The sequence below is a fragment of the Castellaniella sp. genome (assembly GCF_034674885.1).
In the GTDB taxonomy this organism is placed as follows: Bacteria; Pseudomonadota; Gammaproteobacteria; order Burkholderiales; family Burkholderiaceae_B; genus Castellaniella.
Window position 1 is genome coordinate 1 of sequence record NZ_JAUCDS010000023.1, and the last position, 18,777, is coordinate 18,777.

The 18,777-nt window shown below is 64.2% G+C and carries 19 protein-coding genes; 12 read left to right on the forward strand and 7 right to left on the reverse strand.

What is annotated here, in order from left to right; genetic code table 11:
• Positions 1-70: 70 nt before the first annotated feature.
• A complete protein-coding gene (gene purM, locus VDP74_RS11910) occupies positions 71-1,120 on the forward strand; it encodes a phosphoribosylformylglycinamidine cyclo-ligase (protein ID WP_322999856.1) in 1,050 nt (349 codons plus the stop codon).
• A 57-nt stretch (positions 1,121-1,177) separates the two neighbouring features.
• Here purM and miaA read toward each other — a convergent pair whose 3' ends face one another.
• Genes miaA through mutL form a run of 4 tightly spaced genes read right to left on the reverse strand, consistent with a single transcriptional unit; the run spans position 1,178 to position 4,732 of the window.
• Positions 1,178-2,125 (reverse strand): tRNA (adenosine(37)-N6)-dimethylallyltransferase MiaA, encoded by a 948-nt coding sequence (gene miaA, locus VDP74_RS11915; RefSeq protein WP_322999857.1) that lies wholly within the window; start codon positions 2,123-2,125, stop codon positions 1,178-1,180.
• Positions 2,126-2,170: 45 nt separating this feature from the next.
• Positions 2,171-2,467: a type II toxin-antitoxin system RelE/ParE family toxin gene (locus tag VDP74_RS11920; RefSeq protein WP_322999858.1), complete on the reverse strand. Its 297-nt coding sequence runs from the start codon at positions 2,465-2,467 to the stop codon at positions 2,171-2,173.
• A complete protein-coding gene (locus tag VDP74_RS11925) occupies positions 2,455-2,739 on the reverse strand; it encodes a hypothetical protein (protein WP_322999859.1) in 285 nt (94 codons plus the stop codon). The genes VDP74_RS11920 and VDP74_RS11925 overlap by 13 nt, the downstream gene beginning before the upstream one ends.
• 55 nt (positions 2,740-2,794) lie before the next feature.
• A complete protein-coding gene (mutL, locus tag VDP74_RS11930; RefSeq protein ID WP_322999860.1) occupies positions 2,795-4,732 on the reverse strand; it encodes a DNA mismatch repair endonuclease MutL in 1,938 nt (645 codons plus the stop codon).
• A 49-nt stretch (positions 4,733-4,781) separates the two neighbouring features.
• Between mutL and VDP74_RS11935 the strand changes: the two genes are divergently transcribed.
• Positions 4,782-5,426: a VTT domain-containing protein gene (locus tag VDP74_RS11935; protein ID WP_322999861.1), complete on the forward strand. Its 645-nt coding sequence runs from the start codon at positions 4,782-4,784 to the stop codon at positions 5,424-5,426.
• A gap of 26 nt (positions 5,427-5,452) precedes the next feature.
• On the opposite strand, the gene VDP74_RS11940 is transcribed toward VDP74_RS11935, so the two are convergent.
• Genes VDP74_RS11940 through VDP74_RS11950 form a run of 3 tightly spaced genes read right to left on the reverse strand, consistent with a single transcriptional unit; the run spans position 5,453 to position 8,226 of the window.
• Positions 5,453-6,817, reverse strand: a complete 1,365-nt coding sequence (locus tag VDP74_RS11940; protein ID WP_322999862.1) for an N-acetylmuramoyl-L-alanine amidase — start codon at positions 6,815-6,817, stop codon at positions 5,453-5,455.
• Positions 6,784-7,290: a tRNA (adenosine(37)-N6)-threonylcarbamoyltransferase complex ATPase subunit type 1 TsaE gene (gene tsaE, locus VDP74_RS11945; protein WP_322999898.1), complete on the reverse strand. Its 507-nt coding sequence runs from the start codon at positions 7,288-7,290 to the stop codon at positions 6,784-6,786. The genes VDP74_RS11940 and tsaE overlap by 34 nt, the downstream gene beginning before the upstream one ends.
• Positions 7,291-7,332: 42 nt before the next feature.
• Positions 7,333-8,226, reverse strand: coding sequence for an AEC family transporter (locus tag VDP74_RS11950; RefSeq protein ID WP_322999863.1), 894 nt, complete (start codon positions 8,224-8,226; stop codon positions 7,333-7,335).
• A gap of 342 nt (positions 8,227-8,568) precedes the next feature.
• Between VDP74_RS11950 and VDP74_RS11955 the strand changes: the two genes are divergently transcribed.
• The 10 genes from VDP74_RS11955 (at position 8,569) to nuoH (ending at position 18,776) form a co-directional block, all read left to right on the forward strand.
• On the forward strand, positions 8,569-9,729 hold the full coding sequence (locus VDP74_RS11955; protein ID WP_322999864.1) for a porin: 1,161 nt from the start codon (positions 8,569-8,571) through the stop codon (positions 9,727-9,729).
• Positions 9,730-10,060: 331 nt separating this feature from the next.
• On the forward strand, positions 10,061-10,369 hold the full coding sequence (locus VDP74_RS11960) for a DUF4148 domain-containing protein (RefSeq protein WP_322999865.1): 309 nt from the start codon (positions 10,061-10,063) through the stop codon (positions 10,367-10,369).
• Positions 10,370-10,680: 311 nt separating this feature from the next.
• The gene (gene ndhC / locus VDP74_RS11965) at positions 10,681-11,040 is read left to right on the forward strand and encodes an NADH-quinone oxidoreductase subunit A (protein ID WP_322999866.1); all 360 of its coding nucleotides are present in this window, start codon (positions 10,681-10,683) and stop codon (positions 11,038-11,040) included.
• A 15-nt stretch (positions 11,041-11,055) separates the two neighbouring features.
• The gene (locus VDP74_RS11970; RefSeq protein ID WP_066457841.1) at positions 11,056-11,532 is read left to right on the forward strand and encodes a NuoB/complex I 20 kDa subunit family protein; all 477 of its coding nucleotides are present in this window, start codon (positions 11,056-11,058) and stop codon (positions 11,530-11,532) included.
• Positions 11,533-11,605: 73 nt separating this feature from the next.
• Positions 11,606-12,223 carry an NADH-quinone oxidoreductase subunit C gene (locus VDP74_RS11975; protein WP_322999867.1) on the forward strand — a complete coding sequence of 206 codons (618 nt, stop codon included), beginning with the start codon at positions 11,606-11,608 and terminating at the stop codon, positions 12,221-12,223.
• 1 nt (position 12,224) lies between these two features.
• The gene (locus tag VDP74_RS11980) at positions 12,225-13,478 is read left to right on the forward strand and encodes an NADH-quinone oxidoreductase subunit D (protein ID WP_322999868.1); all 1,254 of its coding nucleotides are present in this window, start codon (positions 12,225-12,227) and stop codon (positions 13,476-13,478) included.
• A gap of 30 nt (positions 13,479-13,508) precedes the next feature.
• Positions 13,509-13,991 carry an NADH-quinone oxidoreductase subunit NuoE gene (gene nuoE / locus VDP74_RS11985; RefSeq protein WP_322999899.1) on the forward strand — a complete coding sequence of 161 codons (483 nt, stop codon included), beginning with the start codon at positions 13,509-13,511 and terminating at the stop codon, positions 13,989-13,991.
• Positions 13,988-15,358, forward strand: a complete 1,371-nt coding sequence (gene nuoF, locus VDP74_RS11990) for an NADH-quinone oxidoreductase subunit NuoF (protein WP_322999869.1) — start codon at positions 13,988-13,990, stop codon at positions 15,356-15,358. Before nuoE ends, nuoF begins: the two co-directional genes overlap by 4 nt.
• A gap of 14 nt (positions 15,359-15,372) precedes the next feature.
• Positions 15,373-17,703: an NADH-quinone oxidoreductase subunit NuoG gene (nuoG, locus tag VDP74_RS11995; protein WP_322999870.1), complete on the forward strand. Its 2,331-nt coding sequence runs from the start codon at positions 15,373-15,375 to the stop codon at positions 17,701-17,703.
• The gene (nuoH, locus tag VDP74_RS12000) at positions 17,703-18,776 is read left to right on the forward strand and encodes an NADH-quinone oxidoreductase subunit NuoH (RefSeq protein WP_322999871.1); all 1,074 of its coding nucleotides are present in this window, start codon (positions 17,703-17,705) and stop codon (positions 18,774-18,776) included. Before nuoG ends, nuoH begins: the two co-directional genes overlap by 1 nt.
• The last annotated feature ends 1 nt before the right edge of the window (position 18,777 follow it).

Below are 18,777 nucleotides of genomic sequence, written 5' to 3' on the forward strand. Positions count from 1 at the left end.
GAGTTCATCGTAAAATCAGGCCACTATATTGTCCAAACCTGCAATTCTTGCACATTCGACGGCTTTTCTCATGACATCAGGCACCACTCCCTCCATGACCTATCGCGACGCGGGCGTCGACATCGACGCGGGCGATGCTCTGGTCGACCGCATCAAACCGCTGGCGGCGCGCACCATGCGGCCGGGCGTCATGGCCGGCATCGGCGGTTTCGGGGCCTTGTTCGAGATCCCCACGCATTTGCGCGAACCCGTGCTGGTGTCGGGCACCGACGGGGTGGGTACCAAACTGCGTCTGGCCTTCGAATGGCAGCGCCATGACACCGTGGGCATCGACCTGGTGGCCATGAGCGTCAACGACATCCTGGTGCAGGGCGCCGAACCTCTCTATTTCCTGGATTATTTCGCATGCGGCAAATTGTCCGTGGATACCGCCGCCCAGGTCGTCGGGGGTATCGCCCGGGGTTGCGAACTCGCGGGCTGCGCCCTGATCGGCGGTGAAACCGCTGAAATGCCGGGCATGTACCCGGATGGCGAATACGATCTGGCCGGTTTTGCCGTGGGGGCTGTGGAAAAGTCCGCCATCATCGATGGCGCCGACATCCGGGTGGGTGACACCGTGCTGGGGCTGGCTTCCAGCGGGGCGCATTCCAACGGCTATTCCCTGGTGCGTAAAATCCTGCAGCACGCCGGTGCCCGCCCGGATCAGGATCTGGGTGGCCGCCCCCTGGGCGACGTGGTCATGGAACCCACCCGCATCTACGTCAAATCCGTGCTGGCTGCGCTGGCTGCGCACGGGCGCGCCATCAAGGGCCTGGCGCACATCACGGGCGGCGGCCTGCTGGAAAACGTGCCGCGCATCCTGCGTGATGGATTCTGCGCCCGCCTGCATCGCGACGCCTGGCAGTGGCCGGCGCTGTTCCAGTGGCTGCAGGCCCAGGGTGGCGTGGCCGACCAGGAAATGGCTCGTGTCTTCAATTGCGGCATCGGCATGGTGCTGGTGGTCGACGCCGCCCAGGCCGACGCCATCACGGCCACCCTGCGGGCCCAGGGCGAAACCGTCTACACGCTGGGGCAGATCGAAACCCAGGCCGCAGGCGGCGCCCAGACCATCGTCGCCTGATCGGGGGCGCTGCAGATCGGCGGTTGCTCATCGCACCGCCGCGCGTTTCCACCCGGATCAGGCGTCCAGCGCCCGAGCGCAATGCCGGGTGATTTCGGGTACGGCCTGGTCCGACAGGCAATCCACACTGACGCGCTGCGGCAGCGACCGCAGCCAGGTGATCTGGCGCTTGGCCAATTGACGCGTCGCGGCGATGGCCTGGGTGATGGCCTGGTCCAGGGACGCGCGCCCATCCAGGTGATCCCATAATTGCCGGTAGCCCACGCAGCGGATGGACGGCAGGCCCGGATGCAGATCGGCGCGGGCGCGCAGGGCGCGGACCTCGTCCAGCAGCCCCGCATTGATCATGGACTGGTAGCGTTGCGCGATGCGTTCATGCAGCGCTGCCCGGTCGGAAGGTTCCAGGCTGATCGTCAGGAACTGCCAACCCGGCAGCACCGGTTGCGGAGGCCGGGCCAGCCAGTCGCTCATGACACGGCCGCTGCCGCGCCAGATTTCCAGGGCGCGTTGCAGGCGCTGGCTGTCGTTGGGCGCCAGGCGTGCGGCGGTGGCCGGGTCGACGCGGGCCAGTTCGGCATGCAGCGCTGGCCAACCACGTGCCCGCGCCTCTTCGTCCAGGGCCTGGCGGATCGCCGGGTCTGCGCCAGGCAGTTCGTTCAGCCCTTCGCGTAGCGCCTTGTAGTACAGCATGGTGCCGCCGCACAGGATCGGGATGCGGCCTCGGCGGCGGATGTCCTGCGCCAGCGCCGCCGCGTCGCGCGCGAATTCCGCTGCCGAATAGGATTGCGCCGGATCGCGGATGTCCAGCAAGTGATGGGGTACCTGCGCCTGTTCCTGGGCGCTGGGCTTGGCCGTGCCGATGTCCATGCCCCGGTAGATGGTCGCCGAGTCCATGACGATGAGTTCAATCGGCCAGCGCTGCGCCAGCGCCATCGACGCCGCCGACTTGCCCGATGCGGTGGGTCCGGCCAGGCAGATCAGCAAGGGGGGATGATTGGAGTTCACAGGGCAGGGATCATGGAGAACGAGGGAATTGGCCGGCAGAGCCTGTCAGGATGCCGGATAGCCAGCTTCGCGTTGGTGGCGGATACCCAGGATCAGGATGGCATCGGCAGGGTATTCGTAGCTGTACAGCGCGACGTAGCCGGTCTTGCCTCGGGAAATGACCAGTTCCCTTAGAGGATCGTCGACCGTGCGGCCGATCAGGGGGTGACGCCGCAGGATGGAAAGCGCTTCGATGATCAGTTCCACCGTGTCGCGGGCGGCGGCAGGGTCAGTGTCCAGCAGAAAGTCCGTCAGGCGCTCAAGATCCTGCAGGGCCTGATCGGCGTAGTTCAGGGTCGCCACGGATACGCTTTGGGTCGCGCGGTCGGCACGCCTGCGGCACGTGTCCGCAGGTAGGCATGGACATCGTCGCCGGTGTAGCTCAGGCCTGCATCCAGCATTTGCTGGCGGGCGACCTTGGCCTGCGCGATGAACTGCGCCCGCTGTTCGGTCGAAATGGCGGCTTGTTCGATGGCAGACACCATGAAGGCGTGTGGCGATATGCCCAATTCCCGGGCAGCATGAATGGCGCGGGTCTTGAGCGCATCGGAAAGTTTGAGTGAGGTCGTGGTCATGACTGTGCCGAGATGTGTGGGGCAGTGCTACTAGAGTAACACCTATCGGTGTGGCTTACTGCCCCCGCATGAACAGCTTGTCCAGGTCGGACAGGCTCCATTGAAACCAGGTGGGGCGGCCGTGATTGCACTGGTCGGCGCGTTCGGTGCGTTCCATCTGGCGCAGCAGGGCGTTCATTTCGTCGATCGTCAGGCGGCGGTTGGCGCGAATGGCGCCATGGCAGGCCATGGTGGACAGCAGTTCGTTGCGCTGTTCTGTCAGGCGGGCAGACTGGCCAAAGCGTTCCACGTCGGCCAGCACGCCGCGCGCCAGGGATTCGATGTCGCCCTGGGCCAGCAGCGCAGGTACGGCTCGCACCGCAAGGGAAGTCGGGCCGGTGGCACGAATGCGCAAGCCCAGCGCGTCGAGCGTGTCCTGGTGATCCTGAGCGACAGCCACCTGGGTTTCCGTCGCTGTGAATACCACGGGCACCAGCAGGTCCTGGGCGGGCAGGGGGGCTTCGTCCAGCGCGCCTTTCAGGCGTTCGTACACCACCCGTTCATGGGCTGCGTGCATGTCCACCAGGATCAGGCCGCGCGCATTCTGCGCCAGGATGTAGATGCCGTGCAATTGGCCCAGGGCCAGGCCCAGCGGCAGGTCGCCGGCAGGGGGTGTCGCTGGCTGAGCGCGGGGCGAGGCGGCGGGTGAGCGATCCGTATTGGTGGATGTTCCCGGCCGCGCGTCGGTGAACGGCGCCGTCCGGGATGGATCGACGGGTTCCAGGGGGCGGTACAGCGTGCGCCAGTCCTGGCTGGGGCTCGAGTCGTGCAGAGCGAAACGCTGCTGCACTGGAACCTGGCCTGGGTAGCGGGAGAGCGTACGCGTTGGTGGGGATACGGCGGGCGAGAGCGCCGATTGCGGGGTGGATCCGGAGGCTGCGGTAGGCGGGGCGCTTGAGCCTGCGTCGCCGGGCTGCATGGCATCGCCGCTGCTGGGGTCAGGCGGCGTGTCGGCCGCCTCGCCCGCCGTGCCGCCGCGTTGCGCCAGGGCCTGGCCCAGCGATTGCGCCACGTAGCGGTGTATCGCCCCGCTGTCGCGAAAGCGGACTTCGCTTTTGGCGGGATGCACGTTCACGTCCACGCCTGTCGGGTCCAGGCTGAGGAACAGCACATAGGCGGGCTGCCGGTCGCCATGCAGCACGTCGGCATAGGCCTGGCGGATGGCGTGCGATACGGTCCGGTCGCGCACGAAGCGGCCGTTCACGTACAGGTACTGGCGATCCGCCCGGTTGCGGGCGAACGTGGGGCGGGTGATGCAGCCTTCCAGGGTAATCAAGCCCTGATCCGTGCAGACCGGCAGGCCCTGGTCCTGGAATTCCACCCCCAGCACGTCGCGGATCCGGCCGTGGATGTCCGTCATGGGCCAGTTTCGCTGCGGCTTGTCGTTGTGGAATACCCGCAGCGCGACTTCGGGGTGCGCCAGCGCGATGCGTTCGATCGCCACGATGCAGTGGCCGTATTCGGTGGCCTCGGATCGCAGGAATTTGCGGCGGGCGGGGATGTGGTCGAACAGCTGGCGCACGTCCACCCGGGTGCCGGCCGGCCCGGCGGCGGGAACGGGTTCCTGCTGCCCCGGGCCGATTTGCCAGGCCTGGTCCGCATCCGCCGTGCGGGAGCTGAGTGTCAGTTGCGCCACAGAGGCGATCGACGCCAGCGCTTCGCCGCGAAACCCCATGGTGGCGACGGATTCCAGTTCGGCCAGGGACGCAATTTTGCTGGTGGCGTGCTGCTGCAGGGCCAGCCTCAGCTGGTCGCGGGGAATGCCGTGCCCGTCGTCGGCTACCAGGATACGTCGGATGCCACCGCCGTCCAGCCGGACTTCGATGGCCCGGGCGCCGGCGTCCAGAGCGTTTTCCAGCAGTTCCTTCAGCACGGACGCCGGCCGTTCGATGACTTCGCCGGCGGCGATCTGGTTGATCAGGGTGTCGGGCAGTGCGGAAATGGGTCGCGTCATGAAAGCGATTATAGTAAGCGTCTATTTTCCACGGGGTTGCAGGCAAATCATGGCGGAGTTCTTTCATCTGGTACTGAATATCGACCAGTCCCTGGGCATCTGGGTCGCGCAGTACGGCGCCTGGATCTACCTGATCCTGGCCTTGATCATTTTCGGCGAGACCGGCCTGGTCGTCCTGCCTTTTCTGCCGGGTGATTCCCTGCTGTTCATCGCGGGTGCGTTCGGCGCCACGGGCCATCTGGACCCTGTGCTGATGGGCGGCATCCTGATCGTGGCCGCCATCCTGGGCAACACGGTCAATTATTCGGTGGGGCGCTTCATCGGCCCCAAGGTCTTTTCCCACGACTACCGCTTCCTGGACCGCAAGGCCTTGCTGAAGACCCACGCGTTCTATGAAAAACATGGCGGCAAGACCATCGTGCTGTCGCGTTTCCTGCCGCTGTTTCGGACCTTTGCGCCGTTCGTGGCCGGCGTGGCCGGCATGCGGCTGGCGCTGTTCCAGCTGTACAACGCCATCGGCGCCATCGTCTGGATCGCCGGCCTGATCACCCTGGGTTATTTCTTTGGCAACGTCCCCATCGTGCGGGAACACCTGAACACCATCGTCCTGGTCGGCGTCGGCGCCGCCGCCATTCCGGCCCTGGCCGGCGTCCTGTGGAAATTGCTGCGGCGCAAGGCCCCCGATCAGGCCTGATTCGCACCCGGCCTGCCCGCCAGACCTTACGCCCGCCGTGCCAGTGCCGGGTTGGCGGCGAAGTAATCCTGTACGCCGCTGAGCACGGCGGCGGCGATCTTCTGCTGGTGCGCAGGGGTGCGCAGCAGGGCTTCTTCCTGGGGGTTGCTGATGAATGCCGTCTCGATCAGGATGGACGGGATGTCCGGTGCCTTCAGGACGGCGAAGCCGGCGCGCTCGATGCGGTTCTTGTGCAGCTGGTTGATCTTGCCGATTTCCTGCAGCACCTGGGTGCCGACTTTGATCGAATCGTTGATCTGCGCCCCGGTAGACAGGTCCAGCAGCACTTTGGCGACTTGGGCGTTGTGAGACCCCAGGTTTACGCCGCCGATCAGGTCGGCGTCGTTTTCCTTTTTCGCCAGCCAGCGGGCGGCCGAGCTGGTCGCCCCGTGTTCCGACAGCGCCCAGACCGATGACCCCCTGGCCGAGGGTTTGATCCAGGCGTCGGCGTGGATGGAGATGAACAGGTCGGCCTGCACCCGGCGGGCCTTTTGCACCCGCACGTTCAGGGGCACGAAGTAGTCCCGGTCGCGGGTCAGGTAGGCTCGCATGTTGGGTTGGGCGTCGATCAGTTTCTTCAGGCGCTGGGCGATCTGCAGCACGATGTCTTTTTCGCGGGTGCCGCGCTTGCCGGTGGCGCCTGGGTCCTCGCCGCCGTGTCCCGGGTCCAGCGCAATCAGGATGGGGCGGTCGCGGCGCTGGCCAGGCACCGGTTTTGGGGACACCGCGACGGGTGGTTCGGGCGCGGGCGTCATGGGTGGCGGCAGTTCCTGGCCCTTGACGGCAGGCACCGGGGCTTCGGTGGGGCTGTTCTGTGCCAGTTCTTCCAGGATGCCGGCCAGGGGGTCGTTTTTCGCGTCCTTCAGCAGGGCCATCAGCGGATCCTGGGCGATCTTGGGATACAGGTCCAGCACCAGGCGGTACTTGTATTCGCCGATGGGCTTCAGCGTGAAGACCTGGGGCGCGACATCCTGCTTCAGGTCGAAGACCAGGCGCACCACGTTGGGCCGGTTCTGGCCCACGCGCACGGTGCTGATATAGGGGTCATTGGGCTTGATCTTGGACACCAGATTGCTGATGGCTGCGTCCATCTGCAGGCCCTCGATATCCACCACCAGGCGGTGCGGATGATCCAGCGTGAACTGTTCGGCCTTCAGTTCCGTGTCCATTTCCAGGGTGACGCGGGTGTATTCGTCGGCCGGCCAGGTTCGCACTGCCAGGATCGTCGCAGCCTGGGCCAGGCGGGGAATGACCGGCAACAGCAGCAGCGTGCAGCCGCCCGCGATCAGTTTGCGTCGCAATGGGACGGGAGCGGGATTCATCGGCGCGATGAGGTCAGGTGAGTCAGCCATAGCTGTCCTTTTTCGCTGCAGGCAGTCAACCATGCGCGTCTACCGGTGCCGGCATATTCCAGCAAAATATCCAGATCCGGAGGGGGCAGGCGGGTGCCAGCCTGTTCGGGCCATTCGATCAGAACGACTGCCTGATCGTCCAGCAGTTCGCCAAACCCTGCATCCCGCCATTCGTGCGCATCGCTAAATCTATAGAAATCAAAGTGATAGAAGTATAAGTTAGAAACATTATAGCTTTCAAGCAGGGCATAGCTGGGGCTTTTGATGCGCCCGGCCACGCCGCCCGCCCGCAACAGGGCGCGCGCCAGACTGGTTTTGCCTGCGCCCAGCTCTCCGCGCAGGTGGATGCGTCCGCCCGCAGGCAGCGATTCCGGGGCATGGCCGCAGACCAGCGCCGCCAGGCGTTGCGCCAGGGCCACGGTCGCGTCTTCGTCGGGCAAAAGCCACTCGATGGGAGGCAGGGGAAAAGTCATGATGTTCAGGCGTTCCGATCCGTGGGGCATTGTATGCCGCCTTCAGCCCGCAATCCCCAGCCACACCGGCAGCGTCGCGGCCGACAGCAGCGTGCCCAGCGACATCGTGACCGCCACCAGCCGGCCGTCGCCGCCCATGCGGGCCGCCAGCACGTGCGCGGCCGATGATGTCGGTACCGCCGAAAACAGCAGCAGCACCAGGCGTTCCTGGGCCGGCAGGCCCATCGCCCAGGCCAGGGCCAGGGTCCAGGCCGGCAGCAGGATCAGCTTGGCTGAGATCATCCAGGCCATCAGTGGCGCGTGCTGGCGCCCGCCTTCCAGCGACAGCGTGGCGCCCACGCACAGCAGGCCCAGGGCGATGGCGCAGGACCCCAGTCGTCCCAGGGCGACTTCCGCGATGTGCGGAATCGGCACCTGCAGGAAGTTGCAGGCCAGCGCGGCCAGCGTCGCCAGGATGAAGGGGTTGCGCGCCATCTCGCTCAGTGCCCGTCCGCCATTGCGGCTGGCCAGAGCGTGCACGGCACCCACGTTGCTGATCGGTACTGCAAACCCCAGGATCACGGCCATGGTCGCCTGGGCCTGGTCCCAGCCCAGGCCAGCTGCCAGTGACAGCGCCAGGTAACTATTGAAGCGAAACGCGCACTGCGCCGTCGCCGCATGCGCCGCCGGGTCCGGGCGCATCGCCAGCCGCCCCAGCCAGGCCAGGGCGATCCCGCCCAGCATCACCCCCACCGTTGCCGCCAGCAGCACCGTCGTGCTGCCCAGCGCCATGGGCGCCCGCGTGATCGAATGGAACAGCAGGGCGGGGAACAGCACGAAATACACCAGCTTTTCTGCCTGGTTGAAAAACAGGCGGTCGAACTTGAAGCGATGCAGCAGCAGCCAGCCCAGAGCGATCAACAGGAAGTCGGGCAGGATCAGCAGGATGACAGACATGGAGAAGGTTCACCAAAGGGCGGGGTGCGTAGCGCTGATCGTTGGCGGCACGCCAACAGGAATCGTGTGCATTGTAGGGTGCGTCGCGCCGCCGCGTCAGGCCGGGTGCGGCTCCAGATTCATGTCCGGCGATTGCTGCGCAGTCGAGCGCTCCACGGGCGGCTTGTTGTGGATCTGCAACGCCTTTCCCGGAAAACTACCGGGTTTACACAGTTCAACATGGCATTCGTCCCGGATTTTTGATGCAATACCAACAACTTCCCTTCGCGGAGTTAGAAGGAGCAGCAGCAAAGGATGTTGTTGGCCTGCTCTGATTCACACAAATCTACGGAGATTTCTTACATGAAAAAGACTCTGCTCGCTGCTGCTCTGCTGGCCGGTTTCGCTACCGCTGGCGTTGCTCAAGCAGAAACGTCCGTGACGCTGTACGGTATCCTGGATACCGGCTACGGCTACCAGAACTTCAAGTATGACCACAAAGGTGCTGACGTCACCGCCAAGTCTTCCGGCCTGCGCGACGGCACCTTCAACGGCAGCCGTTGGGGCCTGAAGGGCGCCGAAGACCTGGGCGACGGCCTGCGCGCCATCTTCCAACTGGAAGCCAGCGCTAACCTGGGTGGCCAAGCCGGTAACGGTCAACGTGGCTTTGCCCGTCAATCCTTCGTCGGTCTGTCCAGCGACAGCTGGGGTACCTTCACGATGGGTCGCCAGTACTCCGCCGGCACCGAAACCAACCTGACCGCCAATGGCGTGAACTTGGGCGATATGGATAAGGTCTTCGGTTCGGTCGGCCTGAGCGAAGGCACCCGCGTCGAAAACTCCTTCAAGTACGTGACGCCTGATCTGTCCGGCTTCAAGGTCATCGCTCTGTACGGCACGGGCGATCAAGGCTCCACCACGGTGGGTCGCTATACCGATGGGTCTTCCTTTGCGGATCGCGGTTCCCGCGTGTCTGTTGGCGCTCTGTACGCCAACGGCCCGATCGGTGTGGGCGCCAGCTATGACCGCCAAAACGTGAAGGCTAATGATGTGGATGCCATGACGGCGTGGCAGTTGAACGCTTCCTACGACTTCGAAGTCGCGAAGCTGTCTCTGGCCTATGGTCAGGACCGCAACGGCAAGCTGGGCTGGAACGGCAGTGCTGGTGGCTACTCGGGTCTGAGCACTCCGTTTGGCGACAGCACGACGACGCCTACCGTCTTTGATGCCCGCCTCGACAACGGCTACCAAGACTTCAAGTCCAACAACTACCACGTTGGCGTCAGCGCTCCTCTGGCTGGCGGTACCCTGTACGCTGGCTGGAACTATTCCACGTCCAACCTGGACGATGCGGACAAGTGGAACGAAGAAGCTGGCAACATCAGCGCCTACCAGGTCAACTACGTGTACCCGCTGTCCAAGCGCACCAGCCTGTACACCTACGCTTCTTACATGAAGAACGTCGGTTACGTGAAGGATCTGAAGGGTACGGAAGCCGGTGTCGGCCTGAACCACAAGTTCTAATCGCCTCGCGTGGCTTGTCCACGCTGCGATGCAGCCCGGCTTGCCGGGCTGTCACGAACGCCGCCGGGGGCTTCAGTTCCCGGCAACAAGAAAGCCACCTTCGGGTGGCTTTCTTGCGTATATGTCCGGCATGGGTGCGCATCTCTGGGGGGGGGCTGTCAGGCGTCAGGCTGTCGATTGCCGTCAAAAATAGAAAACAAAATTTTCGCTAGTGCGATGTATTGCTGCGCAGCAAAAGCGCACACTGTCTCCGTGGAGCAGGAGGTGACTTATCAGCGAAAAGCCCGTGAGGCCCTGCTTTCACAGGCGCTTGAACATGAAGGAAGCCATCATGAAAACTGTTACTGCCGCCTCTATCGCAGTCCTGTCTCTAGGCCTTGTCTCCGCGGGCATGGCCCAGGCCGATCAGAGCAATTACCCGGATGTCGTGACACCCAGCACACAGACCCGTGCGGAAGTCGTTCATGAACTGCGCGTGGCGCAGTCCGAAGGCCAGGTCACCGAGGGTGAGCAAACCAACTATCCCCAACTGCAGACCGGCGGCCCGGCACTGAGCCGCGCCCAAGTGTTGGCTCAACTTAGGCAAGCCGAGATCAACGGCCAGGTCATCGTCGATAACACCGCAGTGCATCCGTCGTAAAGACTGGCATTGCAGCGTCAATCTGGAAAGTCCGCCGCGCTCCTCAAGGCGCGGCGGACTTTTTCGCATCTGTACCCGGCAAGATCGGTGCACGCTGCGTGCGCATGTTGCCCGGGACCCGACGTCATGCGCGGCGGGTATTCCTGGCCGGCACCCTCATTCCCGCACGGTATTTCAGGCTTCTGAAAGCAGATCTGTGCTTAGCTGAGTTGACCCCCATCAATTGTGTTTCAGCCTCGGGTTTTCCCGACGCCGGGGCTTGTCGAAATGCTACAATCCCGTAGTTTGATCTTCTGAGGCAGGGGCCATCCATGAATCTGGAACAGTACTTTCCCGTGCTGCTTTTCATTGTTGTCGCCACGCTGATCGGCGCTGCCCTGCTGGCTGCGGGGCGTTTGCTGGGCCGCAACGTGCCCGACGCCGAAAAGCTGTCCGTCTACGAATGCGGTTTCGAATCCTTCGGCGATTCGCGCATGAAATTCGACGTGCGCTACTACCTGGTGGCGATCCTGTTCATCATGTTTGATCTGGAAATCGCCTTCCTGTTCCCCTGGGCCATGGCCAACGGCGCCGTGGGCATGGTGGGTTTCTGGGCGGTGGCGATCTTCCTGGGCATCCTGACGGTGGGCTTCATCTACGAATGGCGCCGCGGCGCCCTGGACTGGGAATAATTGGGGGTGAGCAAAATGGCAGTTGAAGGCGTCATGGAAAAAGGCTTCATGACCACCAGTGCGGATAAATTCCTGAACTGGGCGAAAACGGGTTCCCTGTGGCCGATGACGTTCGGCCTGGCCTGTTGCGCGGTCGAAATGATGCATGCCGGCGCAGCGCGCTATGACCTGGACCAGTTCGGTATCATCTTCCGGCCCAGCCCCCGTCAGTCCGACCTGATGATCGTGGCCGGCACGCTGTGCAACAAAATGGCTCCGGCTCTGCGTAAAGTCTACGACCAGATGCCGGAACCGCGCTGGGTCGTGTCGATGGGGTCCTGTGCCAACGGCGGCGGGTACTACCACTATTCCTATTCGGTGGTGCGCGGCTGCGACCGCATTGTGCCGGTGGACGTGTACGTGCCGGGCTGCCCGCCCACGGCGGAAGCCCTGGTCTACGGCCTGCTGCAGATGCAGAACAAGATCCGCCTGACCAATACCATCGCTCGCTAGCTGGGGCGCCAGGGGCGAAGGCACAGGCCTGCCCGGCGCGAATCCGAACCGATCCGAATCTGACGATCTGCATATGACACGGCTACAGACCTTAGAAACCAATTTGCGCGATGTCCTGGGGGCCTCGGTCGAACTGACCGAATCCCTGGGCGAACTGACGCTGACATTGTCCCAGGCTGCCTGGGCGGATACCTGCCGCGTGTTGCGCGACCATGCCAGCCTGCGCTTCGAATCCTGTATGGACCTGTGCGGGCTGGACTATTCCGCCTGGAAGGCCCCTACCTACGCGACCGACCATACCCACACCCATCCGCATCGCTTCGCGGTCGTCATCCACCTGTTGTCGGTCACGCACAACTGGCGCCTGCGGGTGCGGGTATACGCCGAACACGACGAATTCCCGGTGGTGGCCTCGCTGGTCGATGTCTGGCCGGCGGTCAACTGGTACGAACGGGAAGCCTTCGATCTGTACGGCATCGTCTTCGAAGGCCACCCCGACCTGCGCCGCATCCTGACGGACTATGGCTTCATCGGCCACCCGTTCCGCAAGGATTTCCCGATTTCCGGGCACGTGGAAATGCGCTACGACCCCGAACAGAAGCGCGTCGTCTACCAGCCCGTCACGATCGAACCGCGCGAAGTCACCCCGCGCGTCGTGCGCGAAGACCACTACGGCATAGAACGGTACTGACATGGCAGAAATCCAGAACTACAACCTGAACTTCGGCCCGCAGCACCCGGCCGCGCACGGGGTGTTGCGCCTGGTGCTCGAACTGGACGGCGAAGTCGTCCAGCGCGCCGACCCGCACATCGGCCTGCTGCATCGCGCCACTGAAAAACTGGCGGAACATCGCACCTTCCTGCAGACGCTGCCCTATATGGACCGTCTGGACTACGTGTCCATGATGTGCAACGAGCACGCCTACTGCATGGCGGTCGAACGCCTGCTGGGCATCCAGGTGCCGGAACGCGCGCAGTACATTCGCGTGATGTTCGACGAGATCACCCGCATTCTGAACCACCTGATGTCCCTGGGTTCGCACGCCCTCGACGTGGGCGCCATGGCGGTGTTCCTGTATGCCTTCCGCGAACGCGAAGACCTGATGGACTGCTACGAGGCCGTCTCCGGCGCCCGCATGCACGCGGCCTACTACCGGCCCGGCGGCGTGTACCGCGACCTGCCCGACACCATGCCGCTGTACAAGGGCTCGAAATACCGTTCCGACAAGGAACTGCGGGCCATGAACGAATCGCGGTCCGGCTCGATGCTGGACTTCATCGAGGACTTCACCAATCGCTTCCCCGCCTGTGTGGACGAATACGAGGTCCTGCTGACGGAAAACCGCATCTGGAAGCAGCGCCTGGTGGACATCGGCGTCGTGTCGCCCGAACGCGCCCTGGCGCTGGGCTTCACCGGCCCCATGCTGCGCGGTTCGGGCATCGAATGGGACTTGCGTAAAAAGCAGCCCTACGAAGTCTACGACAAGGTCGAATTCGACATCCCCGTGGGTAAAAACGGCGACTGCTACGACCGCTATCTGTGCCGCATCGAGGAAATGCGCCAGTCCAACCGAATCATCCGCCAGTGCATCGAATGGCTGCGCAACAATCCCGGCCCCGTGATCACCGGCAATCATAAGGTCGCGCCACCGAAACGCGAAGACATGAAGACCGGGATGGAAGACATGATCCATCACTTCAAGCTCTTCACCGAGGGCATGCACGTGCCCGAAGGCGAATCCTACGCTGCCGTGGAACACCCCAAGGGCGAATTCGGCATCTACCTGGTGTCCGACGGGGCCAACAAGCCCTACCGCATGAAGATCCGCGCGCCGGGCTTTGCCCACCTGCATGCACTGGAAGAAATGTCCAAGGGCCACATGATTTCCGACGTGGTGACGATCATCGGCACCCAGGACATCGTGTTTGGCGAGATCGACCGCTAGACGCCCGGACACCACAGGACTATGACGATGCTGCTTTCCGAACAAGCCTACCGGGATATCGACCGGGAAATCTCCAAATACCCGGCGGATCAGAAACAATCCGCCGTGATGGCCGCGCTGACCATCGCCCAGACCGAAAAGGGCTGGGTGTCGCCGGAAGTCGTCCGCGACGTGGCCGGCTACCTGGGCATGCCGCCGATCGCGGTCCAGGAGGTCGCGACCTTCTATTCCATGTACAGCACCCAGCCGGTGGGCCGCTTTACCCTGACCATCTGCACCAATCTGCCCTGTGCCTTGCAGGGCAGCGGCGAGGCGGCCGAATACCTGAAGGAAAAGCTCGGTATCGGTTTCCACGAAACCACGCCCGACGGCCTGTTCACCCTGGCCGAAGGCGAATGCATGGGCGCCTGCGGCGATGCGCCGGTGGTGCTGGCCAATGGCAAGCACATGTGCTGCCGCATGCAGCCCGAGAAAATCGACGCCCTGATCCGTGACCTGAAGGAGTCGGCATGAGCGCCCTGGATGTCTTGCAGAAATATGGCACGGATGCGCTGAATCCGAACCTGGGCGACGACGCCTCCCGCAGCATGATCTTTCACGGCCGGCATATCCAGCCGCACATTCTGGCGGGCCTGGACGGCAACAACTGGGGGATCCAGGACTACATTGCCCGAGGCGGCTATGAGTCCCTGAAGAAAATCCTGACCACCGGCATGAAGCCCGATGACGTGATCGCCGAGCTCAAGGCCTCCAGCCTGCGCGGGCGCGGCGGCGCCGGGTTCCCCACGGGCCTGAAATGGTCGTTCATGCCGCGCAACCTGCCTGGCCAGAAATACGTGGTCTGCAATTCCGACGAGGGCGAACCCGGTACCTTCAAGGACCGCGACATCCTGCGCTACAACCCGCATTCCGTGATCGAAGGCATGATCATCGGCGGGTTCGCGATGGGCGCATCCGTGGGCTACAACTATATCCACGGCGAAATCTTCGAGATCTACACCCGGTTTGAAGAAGCCCTGGAACAGGCCCGCCAGGCGGGCTTCCTGGGTGACAATATCCTGGGGTCGGGCTTTTCGTTCCAGCTGCATGGGCACCATGGTTTTGGCGCCTACATCTGCGGCGAAGAAACCGCGCTGCTGGAATCCCTGGAAGGCAAAAAGGGCCAGCCGCGCTTCAAGCCGCCGTTCCCGGCCAGCTTCGGCCTGTACGGCAAGCCCACCACCATCAACAACACCGAAACGTTTGCGGCCGTGCCCTTCGTGTTCCAGATGGGCGCCCAGGCCTACCTGGAACTGGGCATCGAAAAGGCTGGCGGAACGAAGATCTTCTCCATTTCCGGTGACGTCGAACTGCCCGGCAACTACGAAATCCCGCTGGGCACGCCGTTTTCCAAACTGCTGGAACTGGCGGGCGGCATGAAGGGCGGGCGCAAACTGAAGGCCGTCATCCCCGGGGGGTCGTCTTCGCCGGTGCTGCCTGCCGACATCATGATGAACACCAACATGGATTACGACTCGATCGCCAAGGCCGGGTCCATGCTGGGGTCGGGCGCGGTCATCGTCATGGATGAAACCCGCTGCATGGTCAAATCGCTGATGCGCCTGTCCTACTTCTACATGGAAGAATCCTGCGGCCAGTGCACGCCCTGCCGCGAGGGCACGGGCTGGCTGTACCGCATGATGCAGCGCATGGAACACGGCCAGGGCACGATGGAAGACATCGAAACCCTGGATTCGGTGGCGCACAACATGATGGGCCGCACGATCTGCGCCCTGGCCGACGCCGCCGCCATGCCCGTGCGCAGTTTCATCAAGCATTTCCGCGAAGAATTCGTCCACCACGTCGACCACAAAGACTGTGTGGTCGCCAAGTATCTGTAGGGTCAGGACACGCCATGGTAGAACTCACCATCGACGGGCTGAAGGTTCAAGCCGAAGAAGGCAGCATGGTCATCCAGGCTGCGCACGCGGCCGGGCTGTACATCCCGCATTTCTGCTATCACAAGAAACTCAGCATCGCCGCTAACTGCCGCATGTGCCTGGTCGAGGTCGAAAAGGCCCCGAAACAGCTGCCGGCCTGCGCCACTCCCGTGACCAACGGCATGGTGGTGTACACGCGCTCCGAAAAGGCCGTGGCCGCCCAGCGCGCGGTCATGGAATTCCTGCTGATCAACCACCCCCTGGATTGCCCTGTGTGCGACCAGGGCGGCGAGTGCCAGCTGCAGGATCTGGCCATGGGCTATGGCGAATCGGCCTCGCGCTATAAAGAAACCAAGCGCGTGGTCTTCCATAAGCCCATGGGTCCGCTGATCTCGGCCGAACAGATGCAGCGCTGCATCCACTGCACCCGCTGCGTGCGGGTCGGCCAGGAAATCGGCGGCATCATGGAAATCGGCATGCTCAATCGGGGTGAATTCTCCGAGATCACCACGTTCGTGGGCGAGGCCGTCGAATCCGAACTCTCCGGCAACATGATCGACGTCTGCCCGGTGGGCGCGCTGCTGTCCAAGCCCTTCATGATGGGCGCCCGGACCTGGGAGCTGGCCCGCCGCCGATCCATCAGCCCGCACGACAGCGTGGGTGCCAACCTGGTCGTGCAGTCCAAGATGGACCGCGTGCTGCGCGTGGTGCCGTTCGAAAACGAACCCGTCAACGAATGCTGGATCAGCGACCGCGACCGCTTCTCCTACGCGGGCCTGTACGTCGAAGACCGCCTGCAACACCCCATGGTGCGTGGCTGTGACGGCCAATGGCACGAAGCCTCCTGGACGGACGCCCTGCAATCGGTCGTCACCGGCCTGAATCAGGTGCGCGAGGACGGCGGCGGGGCGCAGATCGGCGCTCTGGGCACCGAGACGGCGACTCTCGAAGAACTGGCCTTGCTGGCGCGGCTGACCCGCGCCCTGGGGTCGGACAACATCGACTTCCGCCTGCGCGGCGATGGCGCGGCCCTGGATGCCGTGCGCAGCGGCGCTCCCTGGCTGGGCATGCCGATCGCCGATCTGAACACCCTGGACCGCACGCTGGTCGTCGGGTCCTTCCTGCGTAAAGACCACCCCCTGATGGCGCAGCGCCTGCGCCAGGCGGCCAAACACGGCATGCAGCTGTCCCTGGTGGACAGCGTGGCGGCCGATCCGCTGGTGCCGGTCACTGGCCGCATCACGGTCAAGCCTTCCGGGCTGGCCCAGGCCCTGGGCGAGATCGCCGTGGCCCTGGCCGGTCTGAAATCCCAACCCGTGCCCGCCGGTCTGGCAGGCGTGCAGCCTGGCGACGCCGCCCGTGCGATCGCCGACAGCCTGGCCTCGGGCGAGCGCGTGGCGGTCTTCATGGGCAATCTGGCCGTCACGGACGATCAGGCGGCCCTGCTGGCCGCCAACGCCCAGGCCATCGCCCAACTGGCCGGCGGCCGTTTCGGCTTCCTGACCCCGGGCGGCAATACGGTGGGCGGCTATCTGGCCGGTGCCGTGCCGGCCGATGGCGGCCTGGATGCCCGGCGCATGCTGGGCGGCGACCCCCTGAAGGCCTATCTGGTCCTGCACGCCGAACCTCGCCTGGACAGCGAACTGGGCGATCGCGCCGTGCGCACCCTGCAGGGTTCGGCGATGGCGGTAGCCTTCACGGCCTTCCGTTCCGCTGCCGAAGACTGGGCCGACGTGATGCTGCCCATCGCGCCGTTCACCGAAACGTCCGGTTCCTTCGTCAATGCCGAGGGCCGGGTGCAGAGCTTCAAGGGCGTGGCCGCCCCCGTGGGCGATACCCGCCCTGGCTGGAAGGTCCTGCGCGTGCTGGGCAATCTGCTGGGCCTGCAGGGCTTCGACGACGAGACCTCCGAATCCGTGCGCGACACGGTGATGGTGGGCGGCGTCGACGGTCGCCTGTCCAACGAGATCCGCCTGGCGGCCGGCACGGCCGCTGCGGTCGACGGCCTGGAACGCGTGGCCGAACTGCCGATCTATCGCACCGACGCACTGGTGCGCCGTTCGCAGCCGTTGCAGGAACACGTCAGTTCCGCGCCGCCTGAGGCGGCAGCCAGCGCCGCCACTCTGCAATCCCTGGGCCTGTCGGCGGGAGATGCCGTGCGGGTGTCCACCGCCCACGGCTCGGCCGACCTGACTGCCGCACTGGACGATACCGTGGCCGACGGCGCCGTGCGGATCGCAGGCGCCTTTGAACAGACCGCCGCCCTGGGCATGGGCTCGGGCGCCATCCAGCTGGAGCGACGCTAATGGACTGGTTGAACATCCTCAACGCCTACGGCGCCGGCCTGATCGGCGAAACGCCCTGGCTGGTCGTCTGGACCCTGATCAAGATCGTCGTCATTGCGGTGCCCATCATCCTGTGCGTGGCCTACCTGACGTACTGGGAACGCAAGATGATCGGTTTCATGCACGTGCGCCTGGGGCCCAACCGCGTGGGCTATCGCGGCCTGCTGCAGCCGTTTGCCGACGTCTTCAAGCTGCTGACCAAAGAACTGATCGTGCCGTCCAAGGCCAATCCGGTGCTGTACATCCTGGCCCCGGTGGTCACGCTGACGCCGGCGCTGGCGGCCTGGGCCGTGATTCCGTTCCAGCCCGATGTCGTGCTGGCCAACATCAACGCGGGGCTGCTGTTCATCATGGCGATCACTTCGGTGGGCGTCTATGGCGTGATCGTGGCCGGCTGGGCATCCAACTCCAAATACGCGCTGCTCTCGGCGCTGCGGGCCTCGGCTCAGATGGTGTCCTACGAACTGGCCGTGGGTTTCGTCATGGTCACGGTGCTGCTGGTATCGGGCACGCTGAACCTGTCGGGCATCGTCCAGGGGCAGGGCACGGGCTGGTTCGCCGACCATGGCGTCGGGGTCCTGTCCTGGAACTGGCTGCCGCTGCTGCCGCTGTTCATCATCTACGTGATCGCGTCCGTGGCGGAAACCAACCGCCACCCCTTCGACATGGCGGAATGCGAATCCGAAATCGTCGCGGGCCACATGGTGGAATATTCGGGCATGGGCTTCGCCCTGTTCTTCCTGGGCGAATACGCCAACATGATCCTGCTGTCGGCCATGGCCGCCGTCATGTTCCTGGGGGGCTGGCTGCCGCCGCTGGACTTCGCGCCGTTCACCTGGATTCCGGGCTGGATCTGGCTGGGGCTCAAGACCTTCTTCGTCGTGTCCATGTTCATCTGGTTCCGCGCCACCTTCCCGCGCTACCGCTATGACCAGATCATGCGTCTGGGCTGGAAGGTCTTCATCCCCCTGACGGGGGTCTGGCTGGTGATCGTGGCGATCTGGATGCAGACGCCCTGGAACATCTGGCAGTAAG

Coding starts and splice junctions, on each gene's coding strand:
- VDP74_RS11960 (WP_322999865.1), top strand. CDS start 10,061: ATGAAAACTGTTACTGCCGCCTCTATCGCAGTCCTGTCTCTAGGCCTT.
- VDP74_RS11980 (WP_322999868.1), top strand. CDS start 12,225: ATGGCAGAAATCCAGAACTACAACCTGAACTTCGGCCCGCAGCACCCG.
- VDP74_RS11975 (WP_322999867.1), top strand. CDS start 11,606: ATGACACGGCTACAGACCTTAGAAACCAATTTGCGCGATGTCCTGGGG.
- mutL (WP_322999860.1), bottom strand. CDS start 4,732: ATGACGCGACCCATTTCCGCACTGCCCGACACCCTGATCAACCAGATC.
- nuoF (WP_322999869.1), top strand. CDS start 13,988: ATGAGCGCCCTGGATGTCTTGCAGAAATATGGCACGGATGCGCTGAAT.
- VDP74_RS11935 (WP_322999861.1), top strand. CDS start 4,782: ATGGCGGAGTTCTTTCATCTGGTACTGAATATCGACCAGTCCCTGGGC.
- VDP74_RS11955 (WP_322999864.1), top strand. CDS start 8,569: ATGAAAAAGACTCTGCTCGCTGCTGCTCTGCTGGCCGGTTTCGCTACC.
- tsaE (WP_322999898.1), bottom strand. CDS start 7,290: ATGACTTTTCCCCTGCCTCCCATCGAGTGGCTTTTGCCCGACGAAGAC.
- VDP74_RS11925 (WP_322999859.1), bottom strand. CDS start 2,739: ATGACCACGACCTCACTCAAACTTTCCGATGCGCTCAAGACCCGCGCC.
- nuoH (WP_322999871.1), top strand. CDS start 17,703: ATGGACTGGTTGAACATCCTCAACGCCTACGGCGCCGGCCTGATCGGC.
- VDP74_RS11940 (WP_322999862.1), bottom strand. CDS start 6,817: ATGGCTGACTCACCTGACCTCATCGCGCCGATGAATCCCGCTCCCGTC.
- ndhC (WP_322999866.1), top strand. CDS start 10,681: ATGAATCTGGAACAGTACTTTCCCGTGCTGCTTTTCATTGTTGTCGCC.
- nuoG (WP_322999870.1), top strand. CDS start 15,373: ATGGTAGAACTCACCATCGACGGGCTGAAGGTTCAAGCCGAAGAAGGC.
- VDP74_RS11970 (WP_066457841.1), top strand. CDS start 11,056: ATGGCAGTTGAAGGCGTCATGGAAAAAGGCTTCATGACCACCAGTGCG.
- purM (WP_322999856.1), top strand. CDS start 71: ATGACATCAGGCACCACTCCCTCCATGACCTATCGCGACGCGGGCGTC.
- VDP74_RS11950 (WP_322999863.1), bottom strand. CDS start 8,226: ATGTCTGTCATCCTGCTGATCCTGCCCGACTTCCTGTTGATCGCTCTG.